Below are 21,087 nucleotides of genomic sequence, written 5' to 3'. Positions count from 1 at the left end.
GTAGCATTAAACGCTAATGGCTGAGCATCAGGCCTTGTTCTGACCCAGCAATTCCTGCGCTTGAGGCTGAGTCATCGTAATGTGCAGATCACGTTGCGGGAACGGAATGGTCATACCCGCTTCCTCAATCTTACCTTTCACCTGACGCTGAATGCTCCAGTAGGTTTCCCAGTATTTATCCGTGGTACACCAGGCGCGTAGTTGCAGATTCACTGAGCTGTCCGCCAGCATCTGAACCATCACCTGCGGTTTCGGATCCAGCATGACTGCTTCATGGCTGAGCGCTAAATCCTGAAGCACTTTCAGGCCGGTTTCAATTGAATCCTCGTAAGAGATACCTACCACGATTTCCATACGACGACGGCCGTTACGGCTGAAGTTACGAATGGTTGCGTTCCAGACGGTGCGATTCGGGCTGGAAATATACAGGCCGTCACCGGTTTCAAATACTGAGGTGAACAAACCAATATCTTTTACCGTACCGCTGTAACCGGCAAACTCAACGAATTCACCTTTTTTTATCGGTTTCAGGAACAAAATCATAATCCCCGCAGCAATATTGCTCAGGGTATCTTTTAATGCCAGGCCAATCGCCAAACCGGCCGCACCGACTAAGGCAACCAAACTGGTGGTATTGACACCAAACAGGTCGAGAATAATGACCAGAGCGAGAATGTAGACAATATAACCACCGACTTTAGACATCAGAGACGCGACAATCTCATCACCATTGCTCACTTTCATAATGGCTTTCTGAATACCGGCACGCATCAGTTTTGATGCGATAGAAGCAATCACTAAAATAAGCAGGGTTAAAATTGAGTTCTGGATGATATCCAGAATCAACGCCTGATGTGTCTCGTAAAAGCTGACGAGTAACTCCATTTTTATCTCCGTAACGGGTTATGGATGTTGTAAAACGGTACCCGGATATCTCAACCAGGCACCAGCATTAAGCAGCGCTAACCAACACTGCCTTGAATCAAGTAAATGTTATAACTTAAATAACACAGAACGAACACTCCCCCTTCCAGGCGGGAAATAGTTTTTGCTTTACCAATTTTTACCGCAGTGAAGAGCAGCAAGGCCGTACAGAACAGGACCGATGACCAGTCACGCCAGAAAATTTCCGCTCCAACATCGGAAATCGGCTCAATGGCACCGGCAATACCGACCACGGCCAGCGAATTAAACATGTTTGAGCCTACCACGTTACCGACAGCCAAGTCATGCTCACCTTTACGCGCTGCCGCAAGCGATGCCGCCAGTTCCGGCAATGAAGTCCCCAGAGCGACAATCGTCAGACCAATCGTCAGTTCACTGACACCCAGTTCCTGAGCAATATTGACCGCTCCCCACACTAAAATGCGAGAGCTCGCGACCAGCAACACCAAACCGGTAACGAGCCAGAAAATAGCGCGGGATAAGGTCATAGATTGCGGCATCACCTGTTGTTCGACTTCAGGCGGTAGCTGGCTTTTCCGTGGCATTCGTTCACTGGATGAGCAACAACAGAAGTTTATTACGCGTGTTCCAATGACCATTAAATCAGCCAAAGAGGCCTTAATGAACCTTGAGCCAGAGCAGCTGAGCCATATCGGCAATGGCTACTCGGGTTGTTGGGTTGACGCTGATTATGGCTCGGTATCTCAGAAGTGGCTGTTGATTCATAGTGAACAAGCAACCAAGCGAGAACAGGTAACGTTTTATAAGAACTTAGACAAAAATATCACCAAAGAGCTGAAAGCGCTGGGACAACTAAAGAAAAAGCAGTTTGCTTGCGCAGTGGATGCCGAGCAAGCAATGAGCGACTTCGCCAACCAGTGTCATTTGCTTGGCTTCGCGCAATCAACCATCGTTAAAGAGCCAATTTATTCAGGTCGTGGTCGGCCGAAGAAAGATGAAAAGCCGACGGGATACCACTATTTGATAGATGCTACGCCTTATACCGATCTAGAAAAGGTGAAACTGGCCAAGCTTAAAGTAGGTATGTTTATTCTCGCCACCAACGATACTGACAACACCGACCTAACAATGGTTGCATTGCTTGAACATTACAAGTCTCAGCAAAAGGTCGAACGCGGCTTTCGCTTTTTGAAAAGCCCTGAGTTCTTAACATCATCAATTTTCCTGAAGAAACCTCAGCGAATCGAGGCACTACTGATGATCATGACGCTGAGCCTACTCGTCTACGCAAGCTTAGAGCACAAAATCCGAGAGAGTCTCACTAAGACCGAGGAATTCTTTCCTAGCATGGTAAAGAACAAGACGACAACTAAACCGACGGCACGTTGGGTATTCTTAAAATTCGAAGGTATCGACACACTCGAATTTGGCGGCCAAAGCTTCATAAGGGGTGTTCAAGAGCATCAGACTCGGCTGCTTAAGCTTCTTGGTGTTCTGTATGAAGCAGTTTATTCCTAAATTGGCTGCGGAATCTCGGTTATAGACAAAACAAAATCGACTCATCAATTATTCACCTTTAAACACTTCACTCACATGCCATTCAACCATGCTGTCAGCTGGATAATGATATGACTCTCTAGGTAAACGAATAGCCTTACCATCAAAATCCCAAATTAACCTTTCCACCAACTCTCCACCTGTAACAGCAGGAGAAACGTTGACTTTGAAATGGCTATCTAAGGTTATAGCTCCACGATCAAATGCTTTATGGTGAATGCTGCAAAGCGCAATACCATTTGAAATATCACAGGGACCAAAATACTGCTTCCATTTTATGTGAGCAGCTTCAACACCAACAGTGACGTTATCCATCGCTAAATCAAAACCACATACTGCACACTTATAGTTGTATGCGCGAAGCACTTTCCTACGAAACTCTGGGTCTCTCGACTTGGTCGAGGTGTTCACCTCAAAGCCAAATCGCACAAACAGCTCTTCTTGCAGAGTCTCAGGGAAATTATCCTGAATGATCTTTGATGCAATATCATCAATAAGCTTTGGGTTTGCGAGAATTGTCCGAAATGACTCTTCATCAAACCCTGCCATCACATTGTATTTAATCAGCTCAGATTTCTTGGGGTCAGTGTTACTCTTCCTTGGAATGCACTCTTCACCGTTGATGAGCTCCCAGAAGGGCTCTTTTTCATTGGCTAAACGCCAAAATGGGTACTCAGGATGATAGGCCTTCCTGGTTGGGCCGTATTGCACCAGCAAGTCTCTGACTTGCTGGTCTACCTCATCCTCAAACCGAAAGAGACGCTGATGCCCCTGCTTGTACTCAGACAGTGCATATAACAACATCAAAGGCTTATGAGGGGCCCTTTGGTCCCCTCGCCGCCAGCGCGAAATTAACTGAATTTTTTCAGAAAGCTCCATCGACTTACCTCGTTTCAAGCTTCAGGGCGGTTCTGGCGGGATGACATGGAAGAAACCTTCACTTTCTTCACACTCATCTTCAGCTGCCCTTTGTCCAAATGGTAACCAACTGATAAACATTGCCCTTTTGATAGGTCCCCGAGTTGCTTTTCCCACTCAGCCTGCTTTGTTCCTGGCATGCTCAGTTCAAGAATTTTCGCGTACGTCTTTGTCTCTGTTTTAGCTGGAGCAAAAAACAGCTTGTGAGACGCTTGGAACAAGCGATCTTGCTCATCTTTGCGTAGCATACTTAGCGTTTGAGTCGCCAGAATCAGAGATACCCCAAACTTGCGCCCTTCCGTGAGCATTTTTCCTAACGGGCTCTCAAGACGATGATCAAGGTTTTGCACTTCATCTAACACGATAGGTAGCGGGTTTTCCTTACTACCGTAACTACATGCGTAGGAGTATAGATCCCAAAGCAAAAACTCAGTACAAAGCATTGAAATATCGTGGTTAAGCGACGCGAGCTGCATGATTGTTGAACTATGTTCTTTACTCTCAAACACCTCACTCCAACTTTTATCACTGTCAGATGAGAAGAGATTGGACTTAACGAGAGGTGCAAGTTTACTGGCTAGCGCGGGACCTGCGGTTTCTTCTTCGTTTAAATCATCCAGCATGTTCTGCAAGCTGTAAGCACTGCCATACCGCTGGACACCAAACTCAATCACTTCATTAAGCACTGCGATCTGTCGCTCGCCAATTGTTGAATAAACCTTGTTGAACACAGAGGCGACGCGTCCCGCTACTGTATGAGGCTTTTCTTCGATTAAAATCCCGCCAAAATCCTGAGTTTGAGCTCTGAATGGCGACATGCCGAATGGCTCATTACAGAGGATGTTAGACTTAGGGTTCAATCTTTCAATGAACTCCGGCTCAAGGTGATTCGGCAAGAAGCCGTTTGTATAATCAATCACCAGCGATCGAATTTGAGCATCGGCCAAGCTCATTAACAAACCTTGGATACAGTAGGTTTTACCCTGCCCTGAGCTACCAAAAATGATCAGGTGGCGGTTTGCTAGATCTTTATGCCCGTACTCCCAGAACACTTTTTCGCCGGTAAGTGTATTCTGACCAATCTCCACTCGGCATTCGCTCGCATAATCTGGGGTTGACTCTGCAGCTAACTTTGACGGAACCTCAGTTTGGAGGTTCGGTTTTAAATTCTCTGGCTTGTCGACCATAACGTCTAATGGGACGAGTGACTCTTCTTTTTTCAACGCTGTCTGCTCCACCAACATATACTCCGCTGGCACATGGCAGATCTGCGCGATGTCCTTTTCATTCATTAGCACTTGAAGCGGGTGTTGCACCAGTGAAGGCAGCAAAGATATCGGAAGGTCAACCTTCAACACGCCATCTTGCATGTTGTAGCCAGGCTCGAAGCAGCTTCCGCTTTCAAGATGGCTAACCACTAGACCTGCCGGGTAGTTCTCAAGCTCTGCGATTGTGTAGTTGCCGCGCAGCCACTCTTCTTTCTCTGCAAGCAGGGCTTCGAAATAGTCATTGCTGAATACGTTGTAGAGACGGTATTTGTCGATTTGCATCAACACCTGGCGGATAAACAAGCCTCGGTATAGCTTCGACGCCAGTGTCTCGTCGCTCAAAAGCTCTGTTAGATAGCGGCGAAGCTCATTCGCTTGCTGTACTGCTTTTTTGTAGTCTGGCGTGGAGCCAGCTTTCACTTCGACAGGAAGCAGATAAAGGTTGCCCTCTTTAAAGCCCACCAGCAATACATCATCTGAAATCGCGCCTTTTTTATATCCCTGCACATTGCGTGAGAAATCACTGTCCGTCATTTTCAGGCCGATGTTGCCTGATACGCGGATCATCTCACCGACAGATAGCGGCACCCAGGTGATATCAGATTTATGCACAAGACAGGTCGCAAACTTATAGGCACCGATAATGCCAGTGCGCTCTTTGCGAATGGTGTCGTTGCAGGTCATCATCTTCAGCAGCCAATCACCGTTAAAGGCATTGAACTCGTTGATTTGACCACCACCACTTTGCGCCACCACCCTTTCGAACAATCCGCGCTGTGCGGTTACCGTAATGGCATCGTAACTGGCAGAGCTGGTGTACTGATCGGAATAATGGATAAGCACAACATCTTGATTGGCGTGGAAGAAGTCCAGCGTCACCTTAGGGTCGATGATGGTGGTCCAAATCGAGCTGTCATAAGAGCGATCTAGCAGCGATTTAAAGTCTTCATTGACCGCAAGCGCGGGAGCATTGGCACCCGTGTATTGCGTGCTTGGCTTTAATGCTGGCTCCATTAACGAACCAACATACTTCGCCATTTCCAGGTGCGGTTGGTTACGGTATTGAACGTTTTGCAAACCAAATGCAGTGAAGTACGATCCTTCATCACTTTTGGAGGCGTCGCCCGTTAGCAGGCCATCACACGCAATACCGCTCGGCATGTCGTCAACGCTCAAGGTCGTTAACTTCACGTTGTCGTTGTTTCTGAAAAATGACAGGTGCGAGTAAGCTTGCCCTTCGCGTTCGCTATGGGCATTGGTGAACTTGCTGTAAGTAAGGCGGGTACGAAGAATGTCGATAATGGTGTCGGCGTTTTCACGCACTTTTCCGCGGTCCAGCTCCAGCCAAGACTTTAACTCTTCGTAGTTCGACGTTTCTGCAAACTGATCAAAGGCGTTGAAAACCAAGGCATCATCGTACAGGTTGATATGGATTGACGCCGCTTTATCCAGGTTGTCTTTTACATAGTCGACCAAACCGAGGAATAGCTCTTCTGCACTCTCTTGATTGACTGCATTCACCAGCACACTCTTCTCTGAGCCGGTAAACAAGTGGCGAAACGCTTTCTGGAACTCGTTGATCTTCTCTTTAACTAGCTTGCGAACGAACTTCAGACAGCTTTTCTGGTGAGGGACGCTTTTTACCCAAAACCCGTTTTCAGTCACTTGCTGGTTGTAGGCAAACTCATGCTTTGGATGATAAACATACGGAAGCAATCCACTTGGCCCCAAGCGATTGAACGTAACTGTTGGCAAGTCAGCAAAGCTGTCATCTTTTTGCATTTCATTGCAAAGGTTTAAGTAGTACGCCAGCACCAGCGGGTGAAAAGGCGAGTAGTATTCTTCGCCATTCTCGCGAACCAAACCGATTTGCATCACAAACTTTTGCTCTTTGGTTAGCATACCGCCAACTTTGATCGCATTAAAATAATCAAGGAATGCATCCACGGTCGCTTTCACGAGTGCGGTAAATTGAGGCCCCCACGACACTAGCGAAATCGTTGTCCTTCGGCTTGCTAGATAGTCAAACAGTGCTTGGTATGCAGAGTGGAGATTGTCATCAATAGACCTTAACTCTTCCAACGATATGCTGTTGGATTCAGCCAGATAGACTTGCTTTTGCTGAACGAAACGTTCTTCCCAACGAAGTAAGCTAATGCGCGGCTCCATAACGCGAAATTCGCTATTATCAATCGCGACAACATCTTTACTCGGGTAAAGCTCGCCAAACACGTCATCATCAAACAACTTATGGAAGCGCGATTGGTTAAGCAGCAGTGGGAAGGACAAGCTGCTTTCTACCGTCTCACCCTCTATGCGAAATGCCAGTGTGTTATCACCTGATTTCACCACAAAACCGATATCTTCTGACTCGTTAGCCAAAGATTCAAAATCGACAACACCAAATTCTTCGCGGTCAACCACTTCACCAACATCATCTAGGCTTCGGCTTACAGTTAGCGCAGGGTTGATAACCAGGCTGTTATCTTCTGTTTTCAAGGTAAGGCGTTTTTTCGAAGGCTCAACGACGAAAATGTTTTTAAATGCCTCGAAGTCAAACTCGCCTTTTCTGACGACCAAGCAACGGAAGTTATGATTTTCAGAGGTATTGTCACGCTTCAATGCTAGCGTGAAAAACAGAGGCTCATTGGCATAACTGGCCGCTAGAGTGGCGTTTGCTCCTTTACTGGTTAGGCGCGTACTGATGATCTCTTGCTTGCCTAGTGCATTCGCTGGCGAGACTTTAAACTGCTCTTTGCTTAAATCACTGGTGCCAGAAAAGCTCAGTTTAAGTTCAAACTCACTTTGTCCTTCCTCGAGGGCAATGATCAGGTGACGGTCACGCAAGCCCGCTTTGGTTTCTTTTGGGTAGCGACCAATTACTTGCGCATCATTGGTCTCTTCTTCACCTTCATGCTTAAGGTGCTGAATCTTGTTCTTTTTGATCTCTTCTCGATAAGTTTCAAACTCCACATCTTTCCAACCATCGTCAGAAAAATGTTCTTTGATAAACTTGCTGCTAAAGCCTTTCAGTCTTTCTTCGAGTTGCTGACCAAAGTGCTCGACTTCAAACGACAACTCTTGGTAAAGCGCGCGGTTCTCTTCCAGCCGTTGTTTGATCTGCTTTCGATTACCAGATAGCTCCGCGACAAAAGGATCATCGAACATCCCGAGTTCGCTAAAACAAAGCTCGCCATCTTCGACCGCTTTGTACAGCGATTCGAAGCCAAACATGGTAGCGCCATCTTCTAGGATCGCGTCAAACTGGTCATCCAGCAGGCAAAGTGATACATCTCGGGATTTGTCAGTTTGTTCAATAAAACCGCTAAGTGCGACTTTGATGTTCTCAGGGCTCCAAACTTGCCCAGGCTGCCCCAAGTCTTCCGCTGAGTTGATAAGGGTATCAAGGCGGCTGTTGTGAATGACCACCAGCGCACAGCCCTTCAGAGCACCTTCTTGGCTTGCGATTTCATCACGCAGGTGAGAAATATAGTTCTCGGTAAACCCGCTTTCTCCGTCTTCTTCGCCATGAAGCACAGGAACCACTTTGCAGCCTTGGACGCTCACGTAGCTCAACGCCACCTTGTTACTAACTATAATCTCACCGTCCTTACGACGGAGTAACGCATCAAACAAACGCTGGCTGTTACCGTGATCAGGTGAGTTAAACTGGTAGCGATAGCCTGCGCGTATGTTTCCTTCCGCATGCAGTAAAAACTGCTCAACCAGAAACGATTCAAATTGTTTTGCGCACATACACTGCATCTCCACTATCACTCATGCGTTCAACGTTACCAATTCGTTCATAGAACTTGATAAGCTCTTGCTCTGTCTGCTTATCAACAAATATTCCCCTATCCTGAAAGCCGAGAACTAGCTCATGGAAGCGGAGCTTCTCTTCTTTGCCCACCACCAGGTTGGTCAGCAAAATAATATGGTCCTGCGTAAGGACAAGCACTCGGCCTGAGCGACCGCGGGCTTGCACAAAGTCAGCGGCCATATTCTTCTCAACCTCAGTCATGTACTTTTTGATAATGGCTGGTCGGTCTGTTTTCGGGTCCCGGAACTGCTCTTCTGCTAGCTTTAACGCGTATTCCAGCCAATCAATGGCCGTTACTGCGTCCCTGGGAATATCAGTGTCCAGTTTGCGGTTGGCTCGGAACATCAGCGCATAGTTTTTAATTTGATCAGCCAGGTCGCTTCTTTGCGAGTTTTCGATATCTCTCGCCAGCTGCCATAAAGGCTTCTTCGTTTCGTCCGGATTGGGCTGGATGTTTTCCAACATAGAAAGGACAGGAAACAGCTTGAAAGAAGACTCACTAAAGAGCTTGTAGCCGTGCTTTTTCACATGAATTCGCTCACCGCTGGCGCGTTCATGATCCATGATGAAATAGAGCGGTTTTGCTTTGGGGGCTTCACCGGTTTTCCAATCAGATAGCGATAGACTGAGCTGAGCCGTGTAAGCAAACCCGTAAAATGCCAAGAATTGTTCAAACTCATCCAGCAGGTATTTGGGATACGTGGTTAAAAATTCGAGATCACGTTTAAATGCCTCGGCCATGTATGGCAAATAGGGCGCTTCCGAAGCACGTAGTGATTTGTCGGTATCTGGTTTGGTTTTGGAACGCAGGGTTTCTAACAGCTCTTGTTCGATGAAGTTCAAGTTGGCATCAAACTGCTCAATTTGTCGACCATTTAACAGGTTGATAAAGAGAGATGCCACACGTAGATCGCCTGCTTTGCACTCACTTTTCTGACTCTTAAACAACAAAAATTCTGGGCTTACCGAGAAGATGTCTCGGTTGGCAAAATACATATCTTCCAGTACTTCCCAAAAATCTTCCTCGCCCAGTTTGCTTTGTAAGTTGGCTTTACAATCCGCTGCGAAATCTAGGTAGGTATACTTTTCGATTTTTTTACGAAGTAATCCGCGAAGCACCAACCCCACAACAGAAGACCAATCAAAGTCGTTGCCTTTGGTTCGAATGGGGATGTAACTGTTCAAGATGTTCTTGTTTTGGAACTTGTCGGCAGCAGTTTGTGGCAAACCAGTCTTTATCGGTAATGTAAAATTATCGGTCGTCATTAGCGCATACCACTCACTTCAAAATAGTCACTTTCTTCTTTCACGATTTTGTAGCGCTTATCACCCTTCAGGATAAACAAGGTCTCTTTTTGCTTAGCGACTGTCAGCATCTGCTCCAGTGCTTCATCAAGTAAAAGCACTGCATTTTTGTCATGCTTGTTAGGGCGGTACCCTTGACCAATTTTCACGAGCAGCTCTAGCAGCCTGACACTAATCGGCATTGGCTTAAGCGACTTATCACCGACTTTCAAATACGCATTGAAGGTGCCTATTTTTTCGAGTACGTTGTTTTGTATTGCTGAAAAATCTGGCTTAACTTCAAGAGACACCGCCGTTTTGTAGCCATTAAGCTCAGAGACTAAATACTCGTCTTTATCGAGTGTTGGTGCATGTCGGTTGCAATAGCGGTGAAGCGCTGAGATCAGGGTTTCCTTATAGAAACTACCAAGCTCTTTACGCATCTTTCCTGAACCATCGAAATCACGATGTAACATCCAAACAGATGCATAGGTTTCTACCAGATTGTTTGTAAACTCGTTTTGGATAGGCGTTACAAACTCATTGCTTAGCTCGTTGTCACCCCGAAGCAAATAGAAAAGGCGAAGGAAAGACGTTGCTTCGGTTAACTCGTAAAAACCAAGCTCGTTAATTTTTGACCTAAATGCACTGAACCGCTCATCTTCAATGCCCAGCCCATGCTGAAGCACAAACTCATCGACTTTACGCGTGTGCAGATTACTTGGGTCAAAACCCTGAATGCGGGATAGCAGCTCGTTATCGCTGCCTGAAAACAAGTTGTCGAACAAGTAGCCATCAGCTGCAAGCAACTGGAAAGTGAAATCCAGTAACGCTCGAGCCGTGAGGAACTGATCTTTGATAAGGCGAGCTTTGAGTAGTAATCCAATCAGGGATTCCTGAACTGCTGGCCGACTCAGCAGCGCATAATTAGCGGTCAGGCGATTATGTCCTCCAGATTTACGCTCATTGTCGTAAAGCACATAAAACGGGTTATCAAGCGTCTGCGCAGTCAGTCTTTTCAGAAACTGCTCAGCAAAGTCTGATGCACTACCCTCTGCATCGAAGGTGAATTTTGGATAGTCTTCAAAATCCAAGAACACGTACTGCTCTGGAATTTTCGAAAGCTTGCGGGAGAGAAAGTATCTAACCACCTTTTTGATGTCGCTATGTTCTTCAGAGCCTTCTTCTGCGTAGTTACCCAACATACCCACATTGATACCCACAACGAGTGGTTTGTTGCTTTTCTTGAACTCGGAGAAACGCTGATCGAGAGCTTGAATGGCAGTCTGACTCGGATTAAAGCTGTGCGTTGCATCCAAATGGAAGTCATGAGTCACTTTGTTTCTTTGGCTGTACTGCGTCAAGATCTCGGATTTGCCATCACCACTACTTCCGCATAGGAAGATGATTTGATTGGGCTTGGCCGATAAGAGAGCTTTCTTAAAATCCGCTTCTATATCTGTCTTGATGTAGATGTAGCGCTTGTATTCAGCAAGGTGGTCTTGATTCTGCTCTCTCTCAGTACTGACCGCATACGGTGAAGACTTTGAGAGAATGCTGAGAGCTTGTGCAAATTTCAACGGTCATTATTCCTTCAAATAATCAATAGGTTACATATTACTAAAAAATGCACTGTATTACTGTGATTTCAATACGAATATAGAGTGCCATGATAATGGACAAAAGCCGATGAAATGCTATCTAAGGATAGCTTTTCAATCTATTTTTTCATGTACCACTTATCTTTACTTACCGAAAAGCAACCCAAAAGCACTCTTGCTCACAGCACTCCACGTGCAGCCCCATGGGCTTTCACATGTGAAAGTTGCCAGGAGCATCAACAATAAATCCTTCCAACATCCCACAATAATTGGATTACTACTCCTCAAATCCCAGAACAAACAAAAATCTTAAGCCATATCCCACAAATACCGGACTGTGAGTATCAGCATCCCAACAACCATCATTAACCAGTCATGGATTATTAGCTTCGACCTCCCACAAAGATAGAGATTTGGAAAGCAACAGGTCAGCTCCCAGGAAAGGAATCTCTTCTATTGCTGCTTTAGCTGCTGGGATATGGGGCAAATATCTAACGCCCAAAATGGGCAACTTCGCGTGTTATAGCTAAAGGACGTCTGGGTTACGGTAATTGGTGACGAACAAGCAAAACCAAGGAGTAACGTAACGATGTTAGATGAGAACAGCGCAGCTTATCGCTGGCATAAAATGGCACAGCAGTGCAAACCAACCGAAGAGAAGCAAGCTTTCGAGCTAGCACTTTCACAATCACTCAATGCTCTGGCACAAGTCGAGCATTTTACTGATCAAGAGCCTTATTTGCTGGAGTTTTTAGCAAGTTGCTACGCCAACAACTTCTGGCGAATCCACCGTTCTTATAAAGACACAAACCCCGGTCATTTCGCCTGTCGAGTCCGCAACCGTGACAACGCGTTCGAGGCCGCATGGCACCATAACTGGTACATGAGTGAGAATCAAATGGCGCAGCGACACAATAAAAAGCACCGTGTTCGCTCGACACATATCCGCAAAGGAAAAGGCTTTCGCTACCCACCAAGCCGCTTTTCAAAAGCTAACGCTGAATGGGAATCCGACCTTATAGAGTACACCGAAGATGCCTTCGCCCTTATACGAGAAGTGCGGCATGAAATCCTATCCATCAAGAAGAAGGCCCAAACCTGTACAAAACGACTTCACAAGCTACATAAACACTTCAAAAAAATGGAGATGCAACATGACTAAAAAACCTGCCGTTGGCATCACAAACTATTACGGAGAGCTAGACCTGTCAGACTTTGATATTGCACTGCCAGAACAATCACCACAGCCAGAATTAATAAAAGATTTACCTCTATTTGTCGCCGATGAATCGAAGATACTAATGGTTGCGGCCAAAGACCTTGAAGCTCGATTGGAAAAGCTGTGCAAAGCTCTGACAGCTGAGTACAAAGTGAAATATCCAATACGCTACAAATTCAAAGTCAAAAAATCAAAAGGCTTACCAAAGATCACATGGTATCGCCTTATTCTTCATCGCTACCCAGACGAAGAGCTCGAAGAAAAAGAAGTATCGAACGGTGTATTGAGACGTTTTTCATACGCAATGCCCTGGGAGATCCCGCTGTATTTGCATTTGCTCGATGAGTTAGAAAAGCTGGATCAACGTGTCATCCGTATAAGCACACTGACCGAAGCCATTAAAGAACTCACTAAAGCCACCAAGAAATACAACACTTAATGTATTTGCTTGCTCCACATCGCTTGGTGTGGAGCTTTGTCGCTTGGGCTTGCATTTTCAAAATAGATGGTAAAATTAAGGAAGTAGAGGCTTAGGAATACTAAGCTAAAGAGAAACAAAAATAATGGAGGTTTTATGGAACTTTGGATTTGGCTGGGTGGTTTATTACTGACAGTCGCCGCAGTCGGTGGAGTATTTTGGTATTCCGGACGAGAGCGATAACTTTATTGCTGGTCGATGTTATCGAGCTCCAGCCTGAGCTGCTCAATAAGCGCCTGCTTTTTAGTTTCACTGAGCTTTTCAATCAAACATGCCAGTTCTGCTGAGCTGTCGGAATCTGAAAAGAAATACGCAACAGGCACACCGAGCTCCTGAGCAAGCTTTTGTAGCGTACCGATATCGGGCATATGACGCCCTTTTTCATAATGATTCATACGGCCACTCGCTGAACCTGGGTCCATACCCAAACGGATACCAAGCTCCCTCTGGCTGATACCAACGCGATTTCTTGCCTGTTTAAGGCGCTGTGGAAATGGGTTTGTTTTAGACAAGTGAGAATCATCATCAACCTACGATGCTTAGATTTTCTAAGTTTTAATTATACCTGTATACTTAGGAAAACTAAGCACAAGATGGAGACTAAGATGAAAACACTAAAAAAGTTCGCACTATTTTGCGTTTTTTGTCTTGGTGCGTTAGTGACTGTATATCAAAGCTGGGGTGTGATGTTGATGGTATTCCCAAGCGTTATTTGGCTACATAAGCCTCTGGATGTTATCCACAAAAATAAGTACATCGCGTTGTTATTTTGGTTTGTACTCTTTTATATAAACTGGCTATTCGCTAGTGCCGCCGCCCTCACCTATTTCTTCATTCATGTCTGGCATTTGCACCAACAGAACATTCCGCTCAATGACTCGTCTTACGTTAAGCGAGCGCCTCGACGCATCAACCCAAGCACTGGTTTGTTGATGAAGAACAGGCACTTTGACATGACAGGTGAAGCTTATGGCTGGAAGATTGATTGATACGGGTAGGTGATGATCACTTTCGCTCCCACTGGGAAGGATCGTAATAACAAAATGATCCACGATCCATAGCAAAGCCTCCGATCAACAACTGGTGAGTTTAAAGATCAAAAGATATCTCCTGCTTATCCACAATGTGTCTATTTGGTGATCACCCGATAAATAACTGCAAAATCAAATTGTTTTGAAAAGGAAATTTCTCATGAAACCGAAGGCTAGGTCCACTCTATTATCGTTACTCATTTTGCTCACTGGATGCGCCTCTACATCAACTCCGATCCAATATGACAACAGCCATAGCCGTGCTCATAACATTGCTCATGCAGGTGGGCTCTACCAAACAGAAGACAAAGTCATTCCAATAAAAGATTTTGAGGCATTTAAGCTCGCGAAAGCTGCCGTAGGAAATACATTGTTGCTCACGCCTTCAGTAGGCGCGGGACTTGAGTTAAGTGAAGGACTAAGCCTTGGTTTGCTAACGTCATTGCTGGAACAACCTGATACCGCTTCACGAAACAGCATTATTGCTTGGATGCCTATACAAGAAGCGACATCCGCTCGAGACGCACAGCAAAAATTGCTCTACCACTTCAACGCAGCCATCGAAACCGTGCTTCAAGAACAATCTATTAACTATGAGCGCACGAATGGCAATTCAGAACAAAAGATAGAGTTCTACTTCCATAGTGCAGACTACCAATGTCCAAAATACCAAGCTGGTATGACAAACCAGGACCTATGCTATATCACCGCAGAAGTTTTCGAACCGAGAAGAACGATGTCACCATCTTTCGTCAACGATGGACAGGAAAGTTTTGCATTTGAATCCAACCATCACGTCTACTACCAGAGATTTAGAATTTCGCCAGGCAAGAATAGTGACATCCCTTCTGATGCACTTTATGCTGCTATTAGTAATAAGTTGCCCGATTGGATCTTCATTTATATAGCAAAAGGGAAGATTCACTTTGGTAAGGAAATGATCATCGCACCTTACCTGCTAGAGAGTGGAAAACCTCTCTTGTTTGTCGTTTCTGAAGAGAAAGATAGTGAAAGCTGATCCGGTTTCCCACCATTCCCACTTTTCCCATCCTGATCTATGATGGAAGTCATCTTGGGAAGTAAGAATTTGACCATAAATTGCAATTTGGTCCCCAATCGGTCCCCAAGACGTCGCGCGAGGCCAGCTATTATGGGAAACTTCACTTTCTGTATCGGTAAGTAAATAATCGAACGCGCGGTGCTGAGCTTAACTCACACCGCGTTTCTTTTTGTACGGCAAGCCATCCATGAGCTTTAGCCGTCGCATTCAATAAGGAAGAAGTATGATCCACATTATTACAGGCAGCACGCTAGGTGGCGCAGAATACGTAGGGGATCACCTGAGTGATCTACTCTACGAGAATGGATTTGAAACAACGATCCACAATCAGCCATCTCTTGATGAGATCGAAAATCAAGGAACGTGGTTGGTGATCACCTCAACCCATGGGGCTGGTGAGTACCCTGATAATATTCAACCTTTTATCGCGGCATTACAAAATACCCCGCCGAAAATGACCGACGTAAAGTTCGCAGTGATTGCGATTGGTGATTCAAGCTATGATACGTTCTGCGCCGCTGGTCAACACGCTTATGATTTACTAGAGGACATTGGTGCCACACCGCTCGCTGATTGTCTCAAGATTGATGTACTGAGCCATGCTGTACCCGAAGACGCCGCAGAGGCATGGTTAAAAGAGAATATCGAACGCTTTTAAGCTCCCCGCTTTCCCTTCAACAGAGTCGAAATTCGGCTCTGTTTTCCCCAATGTGAATAACTCCCGTCAAATTATTTTGTTTAACTGCTCAAAAACCAACCAAACGAACTGTGGATAACTACGATAAGATCCAGTGATTTTCCTTTAGTTATCCCAATAACAACTTTGATCAATTTTACCCCCTGTGTATAACTACCACTTTTGATCCCAGGTAATCCTCGATCTGATCCAATCATGATCACAAGATATGATCCAAAGAAGATCCATGATCTTGTTGATCATTTTTAGGTTATCCACAGAAACGGTCGATCCTAATAGTAGATCTAATAAAAGATCATATATATAGATCTTATATATATTTATCTTGAAGCTTAAAACGGATAAAACGAGAAAACGTTTTTCTCTGTGGCATAAAGCAGGTAAAATACTGCTCCTTTATCTGTCCATTAAATCCCTTTGAATACCTGAGGTCAGTTCATGCTTTATCACGAAAACTTTGACGTCATTGTTGTCGGTGGCGGACACGCAGGAACGGAAGCCGCGCTCGCATCTGCACGCACAGGACAAAAAACGCTTCTCCTTACCCATAACATCGATACATTAGGCCAGATGTCTTGTAACCCGGCGATTGGTGGTATTGGTAAAGGTCACTTAGTAAAAGAAGTGGATGCTATGGGCGGTTTGATGGCTGAAGCCATCGACCATGCAGGTATTCAATTCCGTACACTAAATGCCTCCAAAGGTCCTGCAGTTCGAGCGACTCGAGCTCAAGCGGATCGTGCTCTGTACAAAGCGTACGTCCGTAACGCATTAGAAAATGCACCTAACTTAACGCTGTTCCAGCAGTCAGTGGATGATCTGATTGTTGAGCAAGACCGCGCGGTTGGCGTGGTGACTCAAATGGGACTTCGCTTCCATGCGAAAGCCGTCGTACTAACGGTAGGTACGTTCCTTGGTGGTAAGATCCACATTGGCATGGAGAGCTCTTCAGGCGGACGTGCAGGGGATCCACCGTCGATCGCATTAGCGGATCGATTACGTGAGCTGCCATTCCGTGTGGATCGTTTAAAAACGGGTACCCCACCGCGCATTGATGCTCGCACTGTTGATTTTTCAGTGCTTGAAGCTCAGCACGGTGATAACCCTACCCCTGTATTTTCATTCATGGGTAAACGCGAACAACACCCGCGTCAGATCCCATGTTTTATTACGCACACCAATGAGCAAACGCACGACGTGATCCGTAGCAACTTGGATCGCAGTCCGATGTACGCGGGTGTGATTGAAGGCATTGGTCCGCGTTACTGCCCGTCGATTGAAGACAAAGTGATGCGTTTTGCGGATAAAAATAGCCACCAAATCTTCATTGAGCCAGAAGGTTTAACGACGCACGAGCTATACCCTAACGGTATCTCGACTAGCTTGCCATTTGATGTGCAAGTACAAATCGTTCGCTCAATGAAAGGCTTTGAAAATGCGCATATCGTTCGTCCTGGTTATGCGATTGAGTACGATTTCTTCGATCCACGTGATTTGAAGCAAACGTACGAAACCAAGTTTATTCATGGTCTGTTCTTTGCCGGTCAGATTAATGGTACGACTGGCTACGAAGAAGCCGCAGCGCAAGGCTTGATGGCCGGTCTAAACGCAAGCTTGTACAGCCAAGACAAAGAAGGTTGGAGCCCACGTCGTGACCAAGCTTACATGGGCGTATTGATTGATGATTTATCGACCATGGGTACCAAAGAACCGTACCGCATGTTCACTTCTCGTGCGGAATATCGCTTGTTGCTACGTGAAGATAACGCCGATTTACGTTTAACGGAAAAAGCACGCGAGTTAGGCTTGATTGACGATGTTCGTTGGGCTCGCTTTAACGAGAAACTCAATAACATGGAAACGGAACGTCAGCGTTTGAAATCAACGTGGATGAATCCGAAATCAGAAGGCGTTGATGAGCTGAACAAGCTGCTGAAAACCCCAATGGCACGTGAAGCGAGTGGTGAGGATCTTCTGCGTCGTCCAGAGATCATTTATTCGCAACTGACGCAACTTGAAGCGTTTGCTCCTGCACTTGAAGATCAGCAAGCGGCTGAGCAAGTTGAAATTCAAGTAAAATACGATGGTTACATCAAGCGTCAGCAGGAAGAAATCGAAAAATCATTGCGTCACGAAAATACCAAGTTACCTGCTGATTTGGATTACCGCGATGTAAAAGGTTTATCAAACGAAGTCGTTGCTAAATTGAGTGAGGCCAAACCAGAGAGCATCGGTATTGCATCGCGCATTTCTGGTATTACGCCTGCAGCAATCTCTATTCTTCTTGTTCACTTGAAAAAGCATGGTTTGCTGAAGAAAGGTGAGGAAGAATAAAATGAGCGCATTGCGAACAAAACTGGACTCACTGATCGCGAAAACCGATTTAGAAGTGTCAGAGCAACAAAGAGAGCAATTGGTCGGTTACGTCGAACTGCTCGACAAGTGGAACAAAGCGTACAACTTAACGTCGGTGCGCGATCCGCTTGATATGTTAGTGAAACATATTCTTGATAGCATCGTGGTGAGCGCACACCTGCCCGGTGAGCGCTTTATTGATGTTGGTACTGGTCCGGGCTTACCGGGCATACCTTTGGCAATCATGAACCCTGAGAAGACCTTCTTCTTGCTCGACAGTCTTGGCAAACGCATCCGTTTTATCAAGCAGGTCGTGCACACATTAGGGCTGAAAAACGTGACACCAATTCAAAGTCGCGTCGAAGAATTCCAACCTGAAGAAAAATTTGATGGCGTTTTGAGTCGAGCTTTTGCTTCAATGACAGACATGGTGGAATGGTGCCACCATTTGCCGAAACAAGAGCATGGGGTGTTTCTAGCGCTGAAAGGACAGCACCCTAAAGATGAAATGGATCAGCTTCCTGAATGGTGCAGTGTGACAGAGATCATATCTTTAGCTGTTCCTGAGTTGGAAGGTGATCGTCATCTAGTAATCTTATCGCGCAAGGAAAATTAGCGAGGTAATCGTGGGTAAAATTGTAGCAATCGCCAACCAGAAAGGTGGGGTCGGCAAAACAACAACGTGCATTAACTTAGCGGCTTCGATGGCGGCAACAAAGCGCAAGGTTTTGGTGATCGATCTCGACCCGCAAGGCAATGCTACGATGGCCAGTGGCGTGGATAAGTATATGGTCGATGCCACCGCATACGATCTTTTGGTCGAAGATACACCGTTCGATCAAGTGGTATGTACCCAAACCACAGGGAAGTATGATTTGATCGCGGCGAACGGTGACGTAACCGCGGCAGAGATCAAATTGATGGAAGTGTTCGCTCGCGAAGTGCGTTTAAAAAATGCATTGTCGTCAGTTCGCGATAACTATGATTTCATCTTTATTGATTGTCCTCCTTCTCTAAACCTTCTTACAATCAATGCGATGGCGGCAGCTGATTCTGTGCTGGTGCCGATGCAATGTGAATACTTTGCGTTAGAAGGTTTAACTGCTCTTATGGACACAATCAGCAAGTTAGCGGCTGTGGTTAATGAAAACCTCAAAATCGAAGGTTTACTGCGTACTATGTACGACCCGCGCAACCGCCTATCGAATGAAGTGTCCGATCAACTTAAAAAACACTTTGGCAATAAAGTTTACCGTACCGTCATTCCGCGTAATGTGCGTTTGGCCGAAGCGCCAAGTCACGGTAAACCAGCGATGTACTACGATAAGTACTCTGCAGGTGCCAAAGCGTATCTTGCTCTAGCGGGCGAAATGCTCCGCCGCGAAGAAATCCCAGTTTAACTCTAACCTAAGGAATTCAATCCCATGTCTAAGCGTGGTCTCGGAAAAGGACTGGATGCGTTATTGTCGACCAGTTCGTTTGCTCGTGAAAAACAGCATATTGCATCGCATAGCCAAGAATTATCGGCAGACGGTGAGTTAACCGACTTAGCGATTGGTCAATTGCAACCGGGCGTATACCAACCGCGTAAAGATATGGCGCCTGAAGCGCTAGAAGAATTAGCGGCTTCGATTCAGTCACAAGGCATTATTCAGCCAATCGTGGTTCGTCAGGTTGAAAGCGGCCAGTTTGAGATCATCGCTGGTGAGCGCCGCTGGCGTGCGGCAAGGCAGGCTGGTTTAAAACGCGTGCCGTGTTTGGTGAAGAAAGTCGAAGATCGCGCGGCGATTGCCATGGCGTTGATTGAGAACATTCAACGTGAAGACTTGAATGTGATTGAAGAAGCACAAGCGCTTGAGCGCTTACAAGACGAATTTACGCTTACGCATCAACAAGTCGCAGAAGTGATTGGTAAGTCGAGAACGACGGTCAGTAACTTGTTACGTTTAAACCAGCTTGAGTCCGATGTGAAAAGCTTGGTTGCGGATAAATTGCTAGAAATGGGTCATGCGCGAGCGCTATTGGCCTTGCAGGGTGAACAGCAGGTTGAGGTTGCTCAACAAGTCGCGAAAAAGCAAATGACTGTTCGCCAAACCGAACAGTTAGTAAAAAAGTGCTTAGCCCCACAAAATGAGCAAAAAGGGCAACAAGAAGATACCGAAGCTGAGCAAATGTCGCATAAATTGAGTCAGCTGCTTGATGCAAAAGTTTCTCTGACCCGTTCTGCAAACGGAAAAGCGAAATTGACGATAAGTATTGATGAGCCTCACAAATTGGACCAACTAATTGCCAAGCTTGAGGCCTAGATGAGATAATTGATTTAGGTCAATTAATCTAATTAATCGAATTTTGTGCGAAAGTTGTCGTTTTGTAAACAAAACTGTAAGTTTTTGATGCAATCGAATTGCTTTACGTTGAACTGAACGTATAATTTTCGCCAATTTCCCAGCACAGAGAGTTTAGTGCGAAGTGGATATTACTAGAGGTACGAATACATGGTAGCTGCGTTAGCTAGACCAGGACGAGAGCTCGCAAGGCAATTGTTAATGATCCAGTCTGGCGCGGTTATTTTTGTGGCAGCAGGAATGGCGGTAGCCATAAATCCTGACTGGGGATTTTCAGCGCTGATTGGCGGAGGCATTTTTGTTGTTGCCAATGCAGTATTCGCGCTGTGTGCTTTCATGTTTAGTGGGGCTCGCGCTGCCAAGCGCATCGCGGCTTCCTTCTATACGGGTGAAGTACTGAAAATTCTCATCACGGTTGCACTGTTCTATGTTGCCTACATGTATATGCAGGTGGAACTTGTTCCCCTCAAACTAACCTATTTGCTGGTACTAGGTATTAATATCTGTGCACCAGTGCTATTCATTAACAACAAAAAATAGGATGAGTT

General features: G+C 45.7%; 16 protein-coding genes and 2 pseudogenes. 11 read left to right on the top strand and 7 right to left on the bottom strand.

Annotated features, from left to right (window positions below):
* Positions 1-27 precede the first annotated feature (27 nt).
* Entirely contained in the window at positions 28-885 is an 858-nt protein-coding gene (locus tag NL644_RS21430) for a mechanosensitive ion channel family protein (protein ID WP_004729635.1), read from the bottom strand.
* A 77-nt stretch (positions 886-962) separates the two neighbouring features.
* Positions 963-1,436 (bottom strand): annotated as a pseudogene (locus tag NL644_RS21425) (sodium:calcium antiporter); the annotation flags it as partial.
* Between the two features lie 58 nt (positions 1,437-1,494).
* Here NL644_RS21425 and NL644_RS21420 point away from each other — a divergent pair.
* Positions 1,495-2,424, top strand: a pseudogene (locus NL644_RS21420) (IS1634 family transposase); the annotation flags it as partial.
* A gap of 48 nt (positions 2,425-2,472) precedes the next feature.
* Here the strand turns inward: NL644_RS21420 and NL644_RS21415 are convergent.
* From NL644_RS21415 to dptF, 4 genes are read right to left on the bottom strand one after another with little or no spacing between them, the layout of a single operon-like run.
* On the bottom strand, positions 2,473-3,342 hold the full coding sequence (locus NL644_RS21415) for a phosphorothioated DNA-binding restriction endonuclease (protein WP_005491618.1): 870 nt from the start codon (positions 3,340-3,342) through the stop codon (positions 2,473-2,475).
* 14 nt (positions 3,343-3,356) lie between these two features.
* Positions 3,357-8,405 carry a DNA phosphorothioation-dependent restriction protein DptH gene (dptH, locus tag NL644_RS21410; protein ID WP_213906215.1) on the bottom strand — a complete coding sequence of 1,683 codons (5,049 nt, stop codon included), beginning with the start codon at positions 8,403-8,405 and terminating at the stop codon, positions 3,357-3,359.
* A complete protein-coding gene (dptG, locus tag NL644_RS21405; protein ID WP_021454597.1) occupies positions 8,386-9,735 on the bottom strand; it encodes a DNA phosphorothioation-dependent restriction protein DptG in 1,350 nt (449 codons plus the stop codon). The genes dptH and dptG overlap by 20 nt, the downstream gene beginning before the upstream one ends.
* The gene (dptF, locus tag NL644_RS21400; protein ID WP_253658769.1) at positions 9,735-11,333 is read right to left on the bottom strand and encodes a DNA phosphorothioation-dependent restriction protein DptF; all 1,599 of its coding nucleotides are present in this window, start codon (positions 11,331-11,333) and stop codon (positions 9,735-9,737) included. The genes dptG and dptF overlap by 1 nt, the downstream gene beginning before the upstream one ends.
* A 649-nt stretch (positions 11,334-11,982) precedes the next feature.
* On the opposite strand from dptF, the gene mobI reads away from it, so the two are divergent.
* Both mobI and NL644_RS21390 read left to right on the top strand, forming a co-directional pair.
* Positions 11,983-12,516: a conjugative transfer protein MobI(A/C) gene (gene mobI / locus NL644_RS21395; protein ID WP_100069985.1), complete on the top strand. Its 534-nt coding sequence runs from the start codon at positions 11,983-11,985 to the stop codon at positions 12,514-12,516.
* Entirely contained in the window at positions 12,509-13,012 is a 504-nt protein-coding gene (locus NL644_RS21390; protein WP_005491616.1) for a hypothetical protein, read from the top strand. The genes mobI and NL644_RS21390 overlap by 8 nt, the downstream gene beginning before the upstream one ends.
* A 224-nt stretch (positions 13,013-13,236) precedes the next feature.
* On the opposite strand, the gene NL644_RS21385 is transcribed toward NL644_RS21390, so the two are convergent.
* Positions 13,237-13,563: a helix-turn-helix domain-containing protein gene (locus NL644_RS21385; RefSeq protein WP_079852334.1), complete on the bottom strand. Its 327-nt coding sequence runs from the start codon at positions 13,561-13,563 to the stop codon at positions 13,237-13,239.
* A gap of 93 nt (positions 13,564-13,656) precedes the next feature.
* Here NL644_RS21385 and NL644_RS21380 point away from each other — a divergent pair, with 93 nt between their 5' ends.
* The 8 genes from NL644_RS21380 to NL644_RS21345 all read left to right on the top strand — a co-directional run bounded on the left by NL644_RS21380 (position 13,657) and on the right by NL644_RS21345 (position 21,079).
* A complete protein-coding gene (locus tag NL644_RS21380) occupies positions 13,657-14,040 on the top strand; it encodes a hypothetical protein (RefSeq protein ID WP_025533981.1) in 384 nt (127 codons plus the stop codon).
* A 202-nt stretch (positions 14,041-14,242) separates the two neighbouring features.
* A complete protein-coding gene (locus NL644_RS21375; RefSeq protein WP_213906211.1) occupies positions 14,243-15,100 on the top strand; it encodes a hypothetical protein in 858 nt (285 codons plus the stop codon).
* Positions 15,101-15,365: 265 nt separating this feature from the next.
* Positions 15,366-15,800, top strand: coding sequence for an FMN-binding protein MioC (gene mioC / locus NL644_RS21370; protein ID WP_114324059.1), 435 nt, complete (start codon positions 15,366-15,368; stop codon positions 15,798-15,800).
* Between the two features lie 477 nt (positions 15,801-16,277).
* Entirely contained in the window at positions 16,278-18,173 is a 1,896-nt protein-coding gene (gene mnmG, locus NL644_RS21365; protein WP_253658768.1) for a tRNA uridine-5-carboxymethylaminomethyl(34) synthesis enzyme MnmG, read from the top strand.
* A 1-nt stretch (position 18,174) separates the two neighbouring features.
* Positions 18,175-18,810: a 16S rRNA (guanine(527)-N(7))-methyltransferase RsmG gene (rsmG, locus tag NL644_RS21360; RefSeq protein WP_005378902.1), complete on the top strand. Its 636-nt coding sequence runs from the start codon at positions 18,175-18,177 to the stop codon at positions 18,808-18,810.
* Between the two features lie 10 nt (positions 18,811-18,820).
* A complete protein-coding gene (locus tag NL644_RS21355) occupies positions 18,821-19,594 on the top strand; it encodes a ParA family protein (protein WP_005383838.1) in 774 nt (257 codons plus the stop codon).
* 24 nt (positions 19,595-19,618) lie between these two features.
* Positions 19,619-20,500: a ParB/RepB/Spo0J family partition protein gene (locus NL644_RS21350; protein WP_164667034.1), complete on the top strand. Its 882-nt coding sequence runs from the start codon at positions 19,619-19,621 to the stop codon at positions 20,498-20,500.
* 189 nt (positions 20,501-20,689) lie between these two features.
* On the top strand, positions 20,690-21,079 hold the full coding sequence (locus NL644_RS21345; RefSeq protein ID WP_005378921.1) for a F0F1 ATP synthase subunit I: 390 nt from the start codon (positions 20,690-20,692) through the stop codon (positions 21,077-21,079).
* Positions 21,080-21,087 lie beyond the last annotated feature (8 nt).

It is taken from the genome of Vibrio sp. Y10_XG_PY6 (assembly GCF_024181795.1).
Taxonomy (GTDB): domain Bacteria; phylum Pseudomonadota; class Gammaproteobacteria; order Enterobacterales; family Vibrionaceae; genus Vibrio; species Vibrio diabolicus.
This window is presented reverse-complemented; position numbering and strand designations above follow the sequence as displayed.